We start from the raw sequence: 14,920 nt of genomic DNA on the forward strand, positions 1-14,920 counted from the left end.
ATGGAGCGGTCCACCTCCGGGGTGGGGCCTTCAGGCAGGGCGGCGCACAGGGCGCGTTGCGAGGGCGGGGGCGGCTCGCCACCTTGCCGCACGACGAACCCACGACAGAGGAGGCACACCATGCCCACGTCCCGACTTCCGCTGACGCTCGCCGCGGCCGCGGCGCTTTGTTTCTCCGCGGGTTGTTCCAAGAAGGGGATGCACAAGGAGGAGTCCCAGCAGCCGCTGCCCGCGTCCGCCCAGTCCGCCGCGACGCCGGCCACCACGGACCCGCGCTGCCCCATGTCGGTCCCAGGCACGCAGGTCCACACGAAGGACACGCCCAACGGCGTGTCGATGATGTTCACCACGTCCGACCCGTCGCAGGTGGGGGACCTCCAGATGCGCGCCCGGCGGCTGCTGGACGAGCAGTCCAAGCGCACCAACTCCGAGCCCGTCATGAACAGGGCGCAAGCGGAGGACCTGGGCGACAGCAGCACGGAGATCCAGAGCGGGCTCGACGAGAGCGGCACCGGCGGCGGCGGCAACCGGGACATGGCCGGAGCGCCCACCGTCCCCGCCGCCGCCGTGGGCGAGGACACGCCGGATGGCATCACCATCACCTACACCGCGCAGGACCCCAGGCAGACGCGCCGCCTCATCGACGAGATCCATGAGACCGCGCGCCAGATGCAGGGCGGCCACTGCCCCGGCATGTAGCCCCCGCGCCGGGACGGCGTGGCGAACGCCGTCCCGGTGGAGGCCCTACCGGCGGAACACCACCGTGAGGTTGTTGCTCGGCATCTCCACCACGCGCTCGCGCTGGAGCCCGTGGCGCGCCGCCTCGGCGGTCACCGCGCCCAGCTCGCGCACGCCCCAGGACGGGTCTCGCGCGCGGAGCGATTCGTCGAAGGCGAGGTTGCTCGGCGCGGTCTGCGTCCCCTCCACGAAGTAGGGGCCGTACAGCACCAGCCGCCCGCCCGGGCGCAGCACCCGCGCCGCGCCCCGCATCAACCCCTGGCAGGCCGCCCACGGCGCGATGTGGATCATGTTCACGCAGAGCATGGCGTCCGCGTGCTCCACCGGCCACGCGTCCGAGCTCGCGTCCAGCACGCGCGCGGGCAGGACGTTGGACAGCCCCTCCTCCCCGCGCCATGCGTCGATGCTCTCCAGCGCCGCCGGGTCGCCGTCCGTCGGCTGCCAGGCCAGCCCTGGGAACGCCTTCGCGAAGAAGGCCGCGTGCTGGCCGGTGCCGCTCGCCACCTCCAACAACGTGCCCTCCGCGGGCAGCACCTCCCGGAGGACGGCGAGGAGCGGTTCGCGGTTGCGTTCGGTGGCCGGGGCGTGACGCTTCATGCCCTCCCCTCTTCCACACCCGCGCACGCGAAGAAAGGCCGCTCGCGGAAGATTGCAATCACAGCCAACACAGCGGCCGCCCGCGCAGGGAATCCGCAACACTTTCCGGGTCCCTTCGAAAACCTCCTGCCTTGACTCGCCTCATCCCCCAGGCAGGAGTGACCTTGAGGTTCTTCAACCGGAATGTTTCACGCATGCTGTGCTCGGTGTCGCTGCTCGCGTTCGCGGGCTGCGGGCCGATGACGGAAGACGCCCCCTCCCTCCCCGAGCAGGAGGTCGCGACCGCCCGGCAGGCGGTGTCCACCATCGCGTACCGGAGCAGCGCCACGGCGGGCGGCAGCACGCGCACGTCGCTGAGCATCGCGCTGCCCGCGGGCACGGCGGCGGGTGACGTGCTGCTGGCGCGCATCATCAACCGCAACAACGTGGCCGCGGTGGCGACGCCGCCCGCGGGCTGGACGCTGGTGCGCTCGGACCAGAGCGCGTCGCAGATCAAGGCGTGGATCTTCTACAAGGTCGCCACCGCGTCCGAGCCGTCCACGTACGCGTTCAACATCGACATCGCCAGCTACATGGCCGGCAGCATCTCCGCGTTCTCCGGAGTGGACACGGCCAACCCCATCGACGCGCAGACGGGCCAGAAGAACGGCCTCACCGCCAGCTTCAACACGCCCGCCCTCACCACCAGCACGGCCAACGGCGTCGCGGTGTGGTTCGGCTCGCAGTTGTGGACCGGCACCGCGTGCCCGGCGAGCCCCATCGTCCCGCCCGCGGGCTTCACCGAGCCCGTGGACACCTGCCTCGTGTCCTCGTCCACGGGCCTCCTCTACAACGTGGCCCACAAGGACCTGGGCGCCGCGGGCGCGCAGGGCTCGTTCAACGGCTCGTCCCCCTACGCGGAGACGAACATCGCGCAGGTGGTGGCGCTGCGCGCGGCCAACGCCTCCGCCTCCTGCTCCGTGGGGGACACCTTCTCCACCGCGTACACCACCCAGGGCACCGTGACGGCCACCGCGCTGGTGGAGCCGTCCGGCCTGGCCGCCAGCCGCCTCACGCCGGGCGTCCTCTACGCGCACAACGAGGACACCACCGCCATCGTCGCCATCAGCACCGCGGACGCGAGCACCCGGGGCACCTTCACCGTGTCCAACGTGACGCCCGCGGACTGGGAGGACGTCGCCACCGGCCCGTGCCCCGCCGGCCAGTGCATCTACATGGGCGACATCGGCCGCTCGAGCGCCAACTTCCCCACGCCGCCGTCCACCTTCGCCGTCTACCGCATCCCGGAGCCCGACATCGGCGCGGGCCAGACGAGCGGAAACCTCACCGCCGAGGCCTTCCCCTTCCAATACCCGGACACGCCCAAGGACGCGGAGACCCTCATGGTCCACCCCACCACGGGCGACATCTACATCGTCACCAAGTCCTACTCGGGCGCGAGCAAGGTCTACAAGTTCCCCCAGCCGCTGCCCACGCCGGGAACCCTGAGCACGCTGGTGTTCGTGGCCAACCTGCCGCTGCCCACCACCACGGACACCAACTACGGCGCCGCCACGTCCGGCGCCATCCACCCGTGCGCCAACCGCTTCCTGCTGCGCACCTACCGCAAGGTGTATGAGTTCCGCGCCGCCGCCGGCGCGGCCTTCGAGACCGCGTTCGCCGCCACGCCCGTCTCCCTGACGGACACCGTGGAGGGCCAGGGCGAGGCCATCGAGTACGATCCGACCGGCACGGCCTATTACACGATGAGCGAGTCGCCCTCGCCCTTCAGGCTCAAGCGCGTCGTGCGCCAGTAGCGCGCAATCGCAGCCATGCGCAGGCCGCGTCCGGCGCCCGGGCCGGGCGCGGCCCCTCGTACGCCATGAGACATCCACGCCGTGACAACGCCTGGATGGAATTTAAGTTATTTCTCGTTTTCCGTGTATAATCGCAACCATGCGATGCCTCCGTTCCCGTCTCTCGCGCGCCGCCGCGCTGCTCTCGGTGTTCACTCCGCTGCTGGCCTGCGGGCCGGAAGCGGGCGCGCCGCCCTCCGCTGACGCGCTGTCCGCGCAGCCTCGGCCGCTGGCGGCGACGGGCCACAAGGCGTTCCGGGTGATGACGTACAACGTGCGCGGTCCGCTGGACACGGGGGTGCGCGCGTGGCCCAACCGCAAGGCGGCGGTCATCGAGCGCATCCTCGCGAACAACGCGGACATCGTCGGCGTGCAGGAGGCCCAGGCGCCCTCGGGCGGCCCCAGCATCCCCGCGGACCTCATCGCGGGGCTGACGGGCACGGACAAGCCCTACGGTGTCTTCAACCCGGGCGGCGGCAGCCCGAAGCTCATCTTCTTCAAGAAGAGCCGCTTCGAGCTGGCCCCGGAGGTGGGCCAGGGCAACGAGGCGCTCGTGAACCCCTACGCCTCCAGCGACCCGTGCTTCAGCCACGCGGAGGGGAAGAGGCTCGCCTGGGTGGGCCTGCGCGACCTGACGTCCGGCCAGGTGTACTTCGTGGCCAACACGCACTTCGCCTACGCGGCGGCGTGTTCCCTGGGGCGGCTCAAGGAAGCGGAGCAGATGGCGTCCTTCCTGGCCACGAAGCCCGGGGGCCTGCCGGTCGTCGCCATGGGGGACTTCAACTCCGACGCGCAGGGCCTGTCCACGCCGGGGGAGACGACCATCGCGGACCTGGAGGGCGGGGCCCGGCTGTTCCGCACCGCGCGCTTCGACGGCGTGACGGGCGTGGATGACGCCACGTTCAACAACGCGTGGAGCTTCTCCACGTCCACGAAGTACCAGCGGCTGGACTACATCTTCCACAACGGCGGCGCGCTCACCTCGTCCGCGCCCGCCATCGACCGGACGGAGAGCGGCGGCCTCACGCCGTCCGACCACTACCCGGTGCTCGCCACCCTTCGCCCGGCCGTCTTCTCCGCGGGCTCCACGCTTTCGCCGACGCCCAACGGCACGTCCACCAGCACGCAGCTCTTCTTCGCGGACGTCACCGGCGACGGCTGCGCGGACCGCATCACCTGGAACTACGCGGTGGGCGAGGGCGAGACGTGGGTGGCGAAGTCGAGGTGCGACGGCGGCTTCGCCACGGCGGTGAAGAACACGGGCGCGACGAGCGGTGTCGCCACCACGCGCTTCTTCTTCGCGGACGTCACCGGCGACGGCTGCGCGGACAAGGTCCTCTGGCGTCCCAACCTGGGGGACGGCGAGGTGCGCGTCTACCCCGCGAAGTGCGACGGCACCTTCGGCGACCGCGTGGCCGTCACCCAGGCGGCGAGCACCAGCGACGCGACGCGCTTCTTCTTCGCGGACATCACCGGTGACGGGTGCGCGGACCTGGTGCGCTGGAACCCCACGCAGAAGTCCGGCGCCTTCGACGCCTTCGTGTCGAAGTGCAACGGCACGGTGTCCTTCGGCGCCGCGGTGACGAGCACGACGGGGGCGAACACGAGCGCCGGCACGCGCGTGTCCTTCGCGGACGTGGACGGCGACGGCAAGGCGGACCGCATCCTCTGGAACCCGGACCAGGAGGGGGGCCGCACGCGCGTGTACCGCTCCACCGGCGCGGGCGCATTCGCGCTGTTCTTCCTGCACGAGGCAGGCACCAGCGGCGTGGACACGTCCCGCTTCTACTTCGCGGACGTGGACGGCGACGGCAAGGCGGACAAGGTCTTCTGGCGGCCGGGCTTCCGCGAGGGCCGGATGCAGATCTACCCGAGCACCGGCACCAACTTCGCGGGCAGCCCGGTGATGGACAACACGGGCTACAGCAACTCGGAGAACACCGGCTTCTTCTTCGCGGACATCGACGGCCGGGATGGCGCGGACAAGGTGTACTGGAACCCCAACAACTACGACGGCGACACGAAGGTGTTCCGCGCGCTGGCGCCGTAGCGCCCTCGTGCACGAAGCAGGGCACTCCGTGGGCACTGCCCCAGGAACCCATGGCCCCGGACGGTGCGACGCGCGCAGACTGCGCCTCCACATGCGCGCCCTGCTCATCGCCACCGTCCTGTCCGGGGTCCTCGGCTCCGCGTCCGCGCGGGCCCAGGCCCCCGCCCGTTCCTACGTGCTGCGCCCCGCGCGCGTCTTCGACGGCGCCACCGCGAAGCCCCACACGGGCTGGGTGGTGGTCGTCACCGGAGAGCGCATCGCCGCCGCGGGGCCCGCGCAGGGCGTGAAGGCGCCGGAGGACGCGGAGGTCATCGACCTGCCCGGCGCGACGCTGCTGCCCGGGCTCATCGAGGGCCACTCGCACCTGTTCCTGCACCCGTACAACGAGGCGCCCTGGAACGACCAGGTGCTCAAGGAGTCCCTGGCGCTGCGCGTGGCGCGGGCCACGAACCACGCCAGGGCGGCGCTGATGGCGGGCTTCACCACCACGCGCGACCTGGGCACGGAGGGCGCGGCGGACGCGGACGTGGGCCTCAAGCAGGCCATCGACCAGGGCATCATCCCGGGCCCGCGCATGGTCGTCACCACGCGCGCGCTGGTGGCCACCGGCAGCTACGGCCCCAAGGGCTTCGCGTCCGAATGGACGGTGCCCCAGGGCGCGGAGGAGGCGGACGGCGTGGACGGCCTCACGCGCGCGGTGCGCGGGCAGATGGGGCGCGGCGCGGAGTGGATCAAGGTCTACGGCGACTACCGCTGGGGCCCTCGCGGCGAGGCGCTCCCTACCTTCTCCCTGGAGGAGCTGCGCCTCATCGTGGAGACGGCCAGGAGCGGCGGGCGCCCGGTGGCCGTGCACGCCAGCACGCCGGAGGGCATGAAGCGCGCGGTGCTCGCGGGCGCGGAGAGCATCGAGCACGGCGACGCCGGCACGCCGGAGGTCTGGAAGCTGATGGCCCAGCGAGGCGTGTTCCTGTGCCCCACGCTGGCGGCGGGCGACGCCATGCTCCAGTACCGGGGCTGGAAGCGCGGCGTGGACCCGGAGCCCGAGTCCGCGAAGAAGAAGCGAGAGGGCCTCAAGGCCGCGCTGGCCGCGGGCGTGCCCCTGTGCGTGGGTGGGGACTCGGGCGTCTTCCCGCACGGGGAGAACGCGCGCGAGCTGGAGCTGCTGGTGGCCAGCGGCGTGACGCCCGCGCAGGCGCTCCAGGCCGCCACCTCCGGCAACGCGCGGATGCTGCACTGGGAGGACCGCGTCGGACAGGTGAAGGCCGGGCTCCTCGCGGACCTCGTGGCCGTGGAGGGCGACCCCACGCAGGACATCCGCGCCGTGCGCCAGGTGCGGCTGGTGATGAAGGGCGGCACGCTGTACCGGCGCTGAAGCGGCGCTCAAGGCCTCTCACGGCGGACGCGGCCGAGCAGGGCGTCCGCGAGCCCCGCCAGCAGCAGCACCGGCGCGGCCAGCACCGCGCCGAACCAGGACAGCGCGTAGAGGACCCCGAAGCCCATGCGCCAGGGACCGCCCACGACGGTCCCGGACAGCACGCCCACGGACTCGATGCCTCCGCCCAGGTGCAGCGCCAGGAAGAGCGCGCCAAGGCCCAGCGCGACGAGCACGAACGGGTGTCGCATCATCGGTGTTCCTCCTGGGTGAGGCGCCAGAGGGGTCCTTCGACGAGCGCGTACAGCAGCACCGCGTCCGCGAGCGGATTGCCCGCCGCGAAGCGCAAGCCGGTGCCGTCGTGCACCGGGAACGCCGCGAAGTGGAGGCTGGTGAGCAGCCCGTCCAGGGCCTCCTCGTCGTCGAACGCCGCCGCGCCCACGAGCGCGAGCCCGCTGGAGCCCGCGTTCGCGTTCACCCACGGAATCGTGGGACCGGAGTCGATGTCCTGCACCGCCTCCGCCTCCCCTGGCCACTCCCCCGCCCACGCGAAGCCCAGCGCCTGCCCCAAGAGCGCGGCGCGGGCCCGCTGGTACTGGTCGCGCGCGAAGTCCGCGTCCACCACCTGGAGCATGTGCGCCGCGAGCCACAGCGTGGAGCCCTCCGGCCCGTCCTTCGTCGCGCCGTCGTAGGTGAAGCTCGACACGAGCAGACCGGTCCGGCGGTCGGACAGGTGCTCCCGCGCGGAGGCCACCCACCGGCGCAGGAGCGCGCCATGGTCCCGCCCGTCCACCCGGTCCGACAGGCGCAGCGCCGCGAGCGCCACCGTGTTGCAGAAGGTCCAGCCCTCATCCGGGTAGCTCTCCGCGGCGAGCACCGGCGCGCGCTCCAACTGTCCGGCGATGAGGTTCACGCGCTCGCGCAGGAGCGGCGAATAGTCCGCGCGCTCCTCCACGCTCTGACGCGCGGCGAGCATCAGCGCCAGCTCGCCGTCCACGAAGAGGCTGCGCCCGGCCGGATCCTTGAAGGGGCCCGCGTGCACGTAGGGAAGGAAGAAGGCCTCATGCGCCCGCCGCTCGTCTCGCAGCGTCCGGGCGATGAGCACGTCCACCACGGCCAGGTGCTCCGCCTTCCGCGCGGGCTCCGACAGCGCGAGGTTGGCGAACGACAGCACGGAGAAGGTGCGCACCATCAGGTCCCACTCCGGGTTCGTGCGGTGGAGCACGTCGCGCTCCGCGCTCGATTCCTGGAGCGAGAACGCGCGTTGACGGGGGGCCAGCGCCGCCGTCAGCGCTCCCCGGTCGCGGGGCCGGAACAAAAGCTGGAGCGCCGGCAGCCACACCGCCACGGCCAGCACCAGCAGCACGAGTTTGCGTCGCATGCCCGGCAGTCTCGGCCGCTGGCAGGGCTGAAGCGTGGCCCCTCGGGCCGGACGGTCGGGCCCGCTCGCTGAACGGTCGCGGGCCCGCCCGAACCGGCGCATCCCTTGAACGTCATGTCCCAACCCGCCGGGCTCGCGTGTCCCAAGGGCCATGAAGACACCCGGATGGACCGCGCTGACGGTGGGAGTGTTCCTGGGAGGGCTGGGCCTGGCGAAGCCTCCTTCGGCGGAGGCCTGCAGTGGCGTCGCCTGTGACCCGCGGATGATCCGTGTCCCGCTGCCGGAGGACCCGGTCGTGCCCGCGAACGTGCCGGCCCTGGTGATGCTGCCGATGGGCTGGCCCCTGTTCGATTCCGAAAGCCTGCGCCTGCGCACGGAGGACGGCGCCGACGTGGAGGCGAGCCTCCTGCAGGGCCGTCACGGGAGCGCGGTCCTCGTTCCGGCCACCCCGCTCACGCCGGGAACCCGCTATCGCATGGAGGGCCACAGCCCGTGCGCGGGCTACCCGGAGGAATGGGACACGGTGTCGGCGACGTTCACCGCGGGCCCGGCGGTCGCGCTTCCAGCGGCCTCGGGGACCCTGCGAGCCGCTCCCGAGCAGCATGGCCCCTTCCAGGTCTTTGGCGGCGCTTCCTGTTCGACGGAGGTGGAGGGCAGCCAGGTGACGCTGGGCTTCACGCCCTCGCCGGAGCTGGTGCCCTTCCTGCCGTGGGTGCACTGGGCGCTGGATGTGGATGGGCAGCCGTGGGCCTCCGCACCGCACGGCGCGGTGGGGCCGGCGGGCACCCTCCTCTTCCTGGACCGGCTCCAGTACCCGCATGCGCTGCTCACCGTGTACTCGGTCTGCGAGTTCTCCCGGCAGCAGCCGCCCCCCACGGACCCGGGGCTCGCTCCCGGGACGCACGTGGCCACGCTGCGTCCGGTGCTCGAACAGTCCGGCACGCCGCTCTCGCCCCTGGAGGTCTTCTTCGAGCTGACGTGCCCCGAGAATGAGCCCGAGCCCGAGGCCCCCCGGAGCGAGGGGTGCTCCCAGGCGGGCGGGGGCCTCGCGGCGTTCGGGCTCCTGGCCACGCTCCGGCTCTGGCGACGCGGGCCGCGCACGAACCGTCCCTGAGGGATGTCCCAACCTCCCGGGCTCCCGTGTCTGATGAAGCAAATGCACGGACACGCTTGGACATGGGGCGCGGTGGGCATGTTCCTCCTGGGGCTGGGGGCGCTCGCGCCACCCTCCGCGGAGGCGTGCGCCGCGCCCAACTGCCTCGTCGACGTCCGCTTCCCGCTCCCCGAGGACGGCGGAGCGGTCCCCGCGAACGTCCCCGGCCTGGTGGTGGTGCCGCCGCTCCTGGAGAACACGGACGTCTCCACGCTCCGGCTGCTCCAGTCGGATGGCACGCCGGTGCCCTTCACGCTGGAGGATGGCGCTCGCCGGACGCAGGTCGTGGTGCCGAAGGCGCCGCTCGTGCCGGGCACGCAGTACCGCATCGAGGCGAAGGGCCTCTGCCAGTTCCAGGAGACGCGGACGCAGTCCGCGACCTTCACCGCGGGCCCGGAGCTGCCCCTGCCCACGACCCTGGGCACGCTGAGCGTGGACACGCCGAGCCGGGGGGTGTTCCCGGTGTACGGGGACTCGAACTGCGGCAGCCCGCAGGAGGGCGACGCCACCACGCTGCGCTTCACCCCGTCACCAGAGCTGGTGCCGTTCCTGCCCTGGGTGCACTGGACGGTGGAGGTGGACGGGCAGCCCTGGTCGTTCTCCAACCACCACGGGTTGACCGCGACGGGCGAGGACAACCCGGACAGCCACAAGTACGAGTACACCCGGCGGCTGCTCTTCCTCTACACGGTCTGCACGACGTACGACCCGCCGCCGCCCGGGCTGGGTGTCACGCCCGGACGTCATCAGGCCACGCTCCGGGGGACGCTGGAGCACGCGGACATCACGCTGCCGCCGCTGAGCGTGGACTTCGAGCTCTCCTGTCCCAGCTCCTGCATGTCCGCGGGCTGCGCCGACGGAGGCACCGGCGTTGTCGGAGACGCCGGGGACGAGGAGCCCATCCACGGCCCTTCCAAGAGCGGCTGCACCCAGGCGGGCGGGGGCCTGACGCTGCTGGGGCTCCTCGCCACGCTGCGGCTCTGGCGAAGGAGGACCTGACGCTCCGGGCGCGGGGGCCTCGCCTGCCACCCGCAGGGCCAGCGCGGCGAAGGTGGCGATGACCGACCAGTAGAGGAAGCGGAAGTCGCAGCCGATGCTGATGACCAGGTAGCTCAGCCCGTAGCCCAGGCCTGACAGCGCGGTGAAGAACGCAAGCGGCCGGCGCCTCACGTCGCGCAGCGAGAGCAGGGCCAGCACGGTGAGCGCTCCCAGCCAGGCCCAGCCCCGGAACAGCAGGGAGTCGCGCACGAGGTCCGCGGCCCCCCGGAACCACCGGTGCAGCCCGCCCTGCTCCGGCAGGCGGAATCCCCAGGGATTGGGGTCGATCCGTCCCTGGAAGGGGAAGAACACCGGCCCGTCGAAGGCTCCGAGGAGGCGCCGGAAGGTCTCCCAGCGGTGGTGCGCGTACGCGGCGGGCCAGGCGTGGACGACGCGGGCCCATTCGCGCACCAGCACGTCGCGCCGGCCGGGCAGGCTCTCCAGATGGATGGGCCGCGCGTCCGGCGCGCCCGCGAGGAGGAACCCGACGTGGAAGGGCGAATAGCCGCGCGCCAGCTCCGCGGCGGAGAGGTCCTGCGCCAGGGAGGAGGCCGGGAACAGCTCGGGGTGCGCCGCGTAGATGCCCGCGAGGTCGAAGACGAAGAGCTGGCCCGCGGCCCAGGCCCTGCTGGCGCCCAGCGCGCGGTTGATCAGCGAGGGCGTGAGGGCCAGTCCGGCCACGAGCCCTGCGAGCACCAGGGCCCGCGCGGGCCAGCGCCACGTCGGGCGCGCCACCTGGGCCATCACGGGAACCGCCAGGGGCAGGGCCGCGACGAGCGCGTTGTGCCGCAACGCCGTGCCCGCCACCATCAGCACCAGCGCCCAGAGCGGACGGCGATACCTGAGCGCGGCCACCGCGCCGAGCAGCACCGCGGCGGACATCACGTCCTTCCAGAGGGTGACCGCGAGCGCCCAGACCGTGGGCACGAGCAGGAAGGCCCCGAGGACGAACAGGCCCTTGCGTCCCGTGCGCCCATCGGGAGAGCGCACCAGCAGCGCCATGCTCCCCGCCAGCAGGAGGAGCTGGCCCAGGAGGACCAGCGACGGAGAGCCCACCCACCTCCCGCTGAGGCCCAGCAGCCACGAGCCCAGGGGCGGGTGGACGTCATTGAAGGTGCCGCGGAGCCCCTGCGCGTACTGGTCGAGCGTGTCGACCGACATCAGCCCCGGATGGAAGGCCGCGAACAGCACGCCCACCCAGAGCACGACGCCAGCCGCCGGAGGACCGACGTCCCGCCAGGGGACGTGAGCCGGCGAGGAGGAGACCTCCGAGGGGTGCGCCATGAGCATCGCCCTGCCTGTGCTGGAGTGGCCCAGGACCAGGGCCCGGGGAATCGCGCGTCAATCGAATCGACGCGCAATTCCAGCCGGTTTTGGATGGCTCAGGGAGGCGGCGGCTAGGGAGCCGTGAAGTTCACAACGGTGCTGCCGTCGCCTGCCGCGGCGAACCGGGTAGGCCTGGGGCCGTCCAGCGACCGGAGCGTCTTTGCTGCCGTGTGCACGGTGCTCCAGGCGCTGCCATTGAAGAACTCGATCGTATTCGCGGACGTCACCGCATAGATGCCGTTCTTGCTGAAGGCGAGCACGTCCAGGATGTCCGGGGGATTCGTCTGGCCGTTGGGAACAGGGATGGACGGCAGGGACTGCCAGCCTGTTCCGCCGATCCAGCCGAAGAGGCGACCCTTGTCACCCGCGACGTATGTGTATTGTCCGTTCAGGACATGCACCGCGCGCACGTATTCTGCGTCCGGAGCATTGAGAGACTCCTCCGTCCACGTGGTTCCTGCCGAATTGGTGCGATAGGCCCGCGCCTTGCCGTCCGTGTCCGAGACACCGACCGCCACGAGCGAATCCACCGTCTTCAAGCCACCAATCGCACGCAGGTTCGAGGGGACGTCCGTGACCTCAGCCAGAGCGTTGGGTGCATCGTAGGCAGGAGACCATTTGTAGATCTTGCCGTTGCTCGCGACCGCGTAGACCGTGGCACCGGCCATGGGATCGTCAATTCCAAAGACGCCATTGAAGTCCGTGTTGTTCTTGTCGGTCGCCACCTGAATTGTGAAACACGTGTTCCCGACGTCGGTCAACGTTCGAGTCGACACCCAGCCATCCTCTCCGACGACGAAGACCCGGCCACCCGGGGAGACCCAGGCTGCATTCCAGGACTTCCGACAGGAACCATCCGTCAACTCGTTGGCGCCAGGGAGTGTACCGTCCAGATGCGCCAGCTTGTTCGGGCCCGCGATCCAGGCCTTCTGCCCGTCTTCGTAAAGGGCAATGGCCTTCAGCGAGTCCCCGGCTCCGAGGACCCCTGCATCGGTGGCCCAAGGAGGGAGGGTGCACTCCTCGTCCACGCCGCCAGCGCAGTTGTTGTCCAGCCGGTCGCAGGCCTCCGGCAGTCCATTGCGGACGTAGATGGAGCTCTCATCGCAGTCCTCGGACTGGGCAACACCGCCGTCCACGGGCGACTCGCAGCCCAGTCCCGCGTCCTGGCCCTTGAAGCCGTCGCCGTCGCCGTCCACGAACCAGGCCACCGGATTCGCGGTCGCGAGTCGCGCGCAGGCCGTCTGGCTCGGGGTGGAGGCACACGCGGTCTTGCCCGCGCACTTGAGCTCATCCTTGCAATCAGCGCCGACGCCGAAGTCCTCGTCGTTCATGCCATTGCAGTTGTCATCCATGCCATCGCAGAGGAACTCCGTGCGACCCGGCCGGATCTGCCCGTTGCCGTCGTTGCAATCTCCGCCAACAGCCACGGTGCCCGCGGGCTGGACGCAGTTCTCCACCCGGGTGCTGCCGTAACCGTCGTTGTCCGCGTCCGTGTACCAGACCTTCTTGTCCGTCGCGTCCGACTCCCCGAGGGTGCAGTTGTCATCCTTCCCGTTGCACACCTCGAGGGCGCTGGGGTGCACGGCGCTGTCCGCGTCGTTGCAGTCGGAGCCGCTGACGACACCCTCCGCGTCGGCGCTGCTGAAGTAGCCGTCGCCGTCATCATCGAGGGCCCTCACGTTGAAGGCCACATCCAGCGTGCCCTCCTCGGGGACCTCCGCCCTCATCACCTGCGGCTCGCCCACCGCGGTGCCCGAACAGCCGAGCTCCCGGAGCTGCGTCGTCACGCTCAGCACGCGGCCCCAGTCCTTCTGCCGGAACACCGCCACCGACGCGGTTCCCGGCGTCTTGCTGGGGAGCGCCACGTCGACGCTCTTCGTGTTCCCCGCGTTCTCCACGTCCGTGGCGGTCACCGTGAAGCAGCCGCTCGTAAAGCCGCTGTAGCTGAGGGTGACTTTCAGCGCTCCGGCCTTCGAGTCGTCCTTCTTGCACCCCGCCAACACGGAGGCACACAGCACTGTCATCAGGAGTAGACGCATGGACCGGCATTTTCGGGCGCGCCCCGGAACCGGGCAAGGCGCATCGGAGAGAAAACATGCCTACACGCACCCCGACGTGTGTCAGGGGCATGCAGGCAGGCTGCGGCTCCGGCGGGGTGACCGAGGGCGCTTCACCGCCTCAGAGGTTGCTCTCGTCGGTGTCGGGGTCGAGGCGGACGAGGTAGGGCGGGACGGTCCACTTCAGGGCCTGGTCGACATCCCCCTTCCCGCTCTTGCCGAAGAGCATGAATTTGGAGAGCGCCATGCCGCTGATCAGGCCGTTGTTCTTGATGATGGCCTTGCGGAACTCGGAGAGGGTGTCCTGGAGGTGGGTGGTGTTGGGGCGCGACGCGATCAGCGCGTTCAGCATGCCCGCGGCGAGCATCCCCTTTTCGACCAGCGCGGAGAGCGCCTCCATGTATCCGTCGTATTCCTCCTTCGTGAGCAGGGGCCGGCGGCGGATCCGCTTGAGGAAGCGGAGCTTCGGGATCAGCGGGTCGGACTGGTCGCGCAGCAGGCTGCCCATGAGCGGCACCTCACCGTCCGGGTCGTTGTGGAAGTACGTCTGCGTGAGGTCCATGTCCCCCAGGGAGATGTCGACATCCATGTGGATGCCTCCCACGAAGTTGAGGTACAGCAGCCGCGCGAGGTCGGAGAAGTATTTGACCTCATCCCAGTTGCGCGACACCGCCGAGCCCCCGACGACGGTCGCGAGCTTCGAGAGCCAGTTGCTGGAGTCATCCAGCTTCTCGATGGGGAGCACCCGGAAGCCCGCCTGCTCCAACCTGCGCCGTTGGATGGCGCGCGTCGGCCGCTTGTCCTCGGGCTTCGGAGGCCGCTTCGAGAAGATGAAGATGCCCTCGCTCTTCTTCATCTCTCCTTCGAGATGCCCGTCCAGCACCCGCTCGACCTCGGCGGAGTACCACAGGTAGCAGGTCCAACCCGCCCGCCTGGCCCGTGCGCCGTCGGAGACCAGGTCGTCGACGACCGCCGGGCTCATCGGTCCGCCCGTCCAGAAGCGATGGATGTTCTTGGGGATCGCGTGCTTCGTCCCCATGGGGGAGTTGAGGAGCCGCGAGATGATCAGCGCTTCGTCCGATTGGCTGGGGTTCCAATACGTCCGGTTCTCCAGGCCGCTCAGGATGCCTCGAAGCGGCGTCGACGACACCGTCGTCAGCGCCGTGGAGGAGTTGTTGGAGCGCAGCGACCGCTTGAAGTCGAAGATCGGAACGGTCGTCTCCTCGACCGGCGGCCCCGAGGCGCCGTGGGTCAGGCAGATCCCCATCGAGCAGAAGACGCAGGTGTCGCGCACCCACTCGCGCACCAGCGACTTGCTTCGATGCCCGGGGTCGCTACAGATTCCCAGCTCACAGAACGTACACATGGCCCGC

At 70.8% G+C, this 14,920-nt stretch carries 11 protein-coding genes; 5 read left to right on the top strand and 6 right to left on the bottom strand.

The window, feature by feature from the left end; translation table 11 throughout:
• The first annotated feature begins 120 nt into the window (after positions 1 to 120).
• Complete coding sequence (locus K8612_RS18495; RefSeq protein WP_223739036.1) at positions 121 to 699, top strand: hypothetical protein; 579 nt, start codon at positions 121 to 123, stop codon at positions 697 to 699.
• Positions 700 to 744: 45 nt separating this feature from the next.
• Here K8612_RS18495 and K8612_RS18500 read toward each other — a convergent pair whose 3' ends face one another.
• Positions 745 to 1,335 carry a DUF938 domain-containing protein gene (locus tag K8612_RS18500; RefSeq protein WP_223763229.1) on the bottom strand — a complete coding sequence of 197 codons (591 nt, stop codon included), beginning with the start codon at positions 1,333 to 1,335 and terminating at the stop codon, positions 745 to 747.
• A gap of 194 nt (positions 1,336 to 1,529) precedes the next feature.
• On the opposite strand from K8612_RS18500, the gene K8612_RS18505 reads away from it, so the two are divergent.
• The 3 genes from K8612_RS18505 to K8612_RS18515 all read left to right on the top strand — a co-directional run bounded on the left by K8612_RS18505 (position 1,530) and on the right by K8612_RS18515 (position 6,592).
• Complete coding sequence (locus K8612_RS18505) at positions 1,530 to 3,131, top strand: cell wall anchor protein (RefSeq protein ID WP_223763230.1); 1,602 nt, start codon at positions 1,530 to 1,532, stop codon at positions 3,129 to 3,131.
• 139 nt (positions 3,132 to 3,270) lie between these two features.
• On the top strand, positions 3,271 to 5,220 hold the full coding sequence (locus K8612_RS18510; protein WP_223763231.1) for an FG-GAP-like repeat-containing protein: 1,950 nt from the start codon (positions 3,271 to 3,273) through the stop codon (positions 5,218 to 5,220).
• 91 nt (positions 5,221 to 5,311) lie between these two features.
• The gene (locus K8612_RS18515; RefSeq protein ID WP_223763232.1) at positions 5,312 to 6,592 is read left to right on the top strand and encodes an amidohydrolase family protein; all 1,281 of its coding nucleotides are present in this window, start codon (positions 5,312 to 5,314) and stop codon (positions 6,590 to 6,592) included.
• A gap of 8 nt (positions 6,593 to 6,600) precedes the next feature.
• On the opposite strand, the gene K8612_RS18520 is transcribed toward K8612_RS18515, so the two are convergent.
• A complete protein-coding gene (locus K8612_RS18520; protein ID WP_223739031.1) occupies positions 6,601 to 6,846 on the bottom strand; it encodes a hypothetical protein in 246 nt (81 codons plus the stop codon).
• Positions 6,843 to 7,973: a hypothetical protein gene (locus tag K8612_RS18525; protein WP_223763233.1), complete on the bottom strand. Its 1,131-nt coding sequence runs from the start codon at positions 7,971 to 7,973 to the stop codon at positions 6,843 to 6,845. Before K8612_RS18525 ends, K8612_RS18520 begins: the two co-directional genes overlap by 4 nt.
• Before the next feature lie 151 nt (positions 7,974 to 8,124).
• Here K8612_RS18525 and K8612_RS18530 point away from each other — a divergent pair, with 151 nt between their 5' ends.
• Positions 8,125 to 9,087, top strand: coding sequence for a hypothetical protein (locus K8612_RS18530; RefSeq protein WP_223763234.1), 963 nt, complete (start codon positions 8,125 to 8,127; stop codon positions 9,085 to 9,087).
• A 567-nt stretch (positions 9,088 to 9,654) separates the two neighbouring features.
• On the opposite strand, the gene K8612_RS18535 is transcribed toward K8612_RS18530, so the two are convergent.
• The 3 genes from K8612_RS18535 to K8612_RS18545 all read right to left on the bottom strand — a co-directional run bounded on the left by K8612_RS18535 (position 9,655) and on the right by K8612_RS18545 (position 14,913).
• A complete protein-coding gene (locus K8612_RS18535) occupies positions 9,655 to 11,448 on the bottom strand; it encodes a hypothetical protein (RefSeq protein WP_223763235.1) in 1,794 nt (597 codons plus the stop codon).
• 113 nt (positions 11,449 to 11,561) lie between these two features.
• Positions 11,562 to 13,529 carry a putative metal-binding motif-containing protein gene (locus K8612_RS18540; RefSeq protein WP_223763236.1) on the bottom strand — a complete coding sequence of 656 codons (1,968 nt, stop codon included), beginning with the start codon at positions 13,527 to 13,529 and terminating at the stop codon, positions 11,562 to 11,564.
• Positions 13,530 to 13,668: 139 nt separating this feature from the next.
• Positions 13,669 to 14,913 carry a hypothetical protein gene (locus tag K8612_RS18545; protein ID WP_223763237.1) on the bottom strand — a complete coding sequence of 415 codons (1,245 nt, stop codon included), beginning with the start codon at positions 14,911 to 14,913 and terminating at the stop codon, positions 13,669 to 13,671.
• Positions 14,914 to 14,920 lie beyond the last annotated feature (7 nt).

Origin of the sequence: Corallococcus sp. AS-1-6, from assembly GCF_020037015.1 — a bacterium.
In the GTDB taxonomy this organism is placed as follows: domain Bacteria; phylum Myxococcota; class Myxococcia; order Myxococcales; family Myxococcaceae; genus Corallococcus.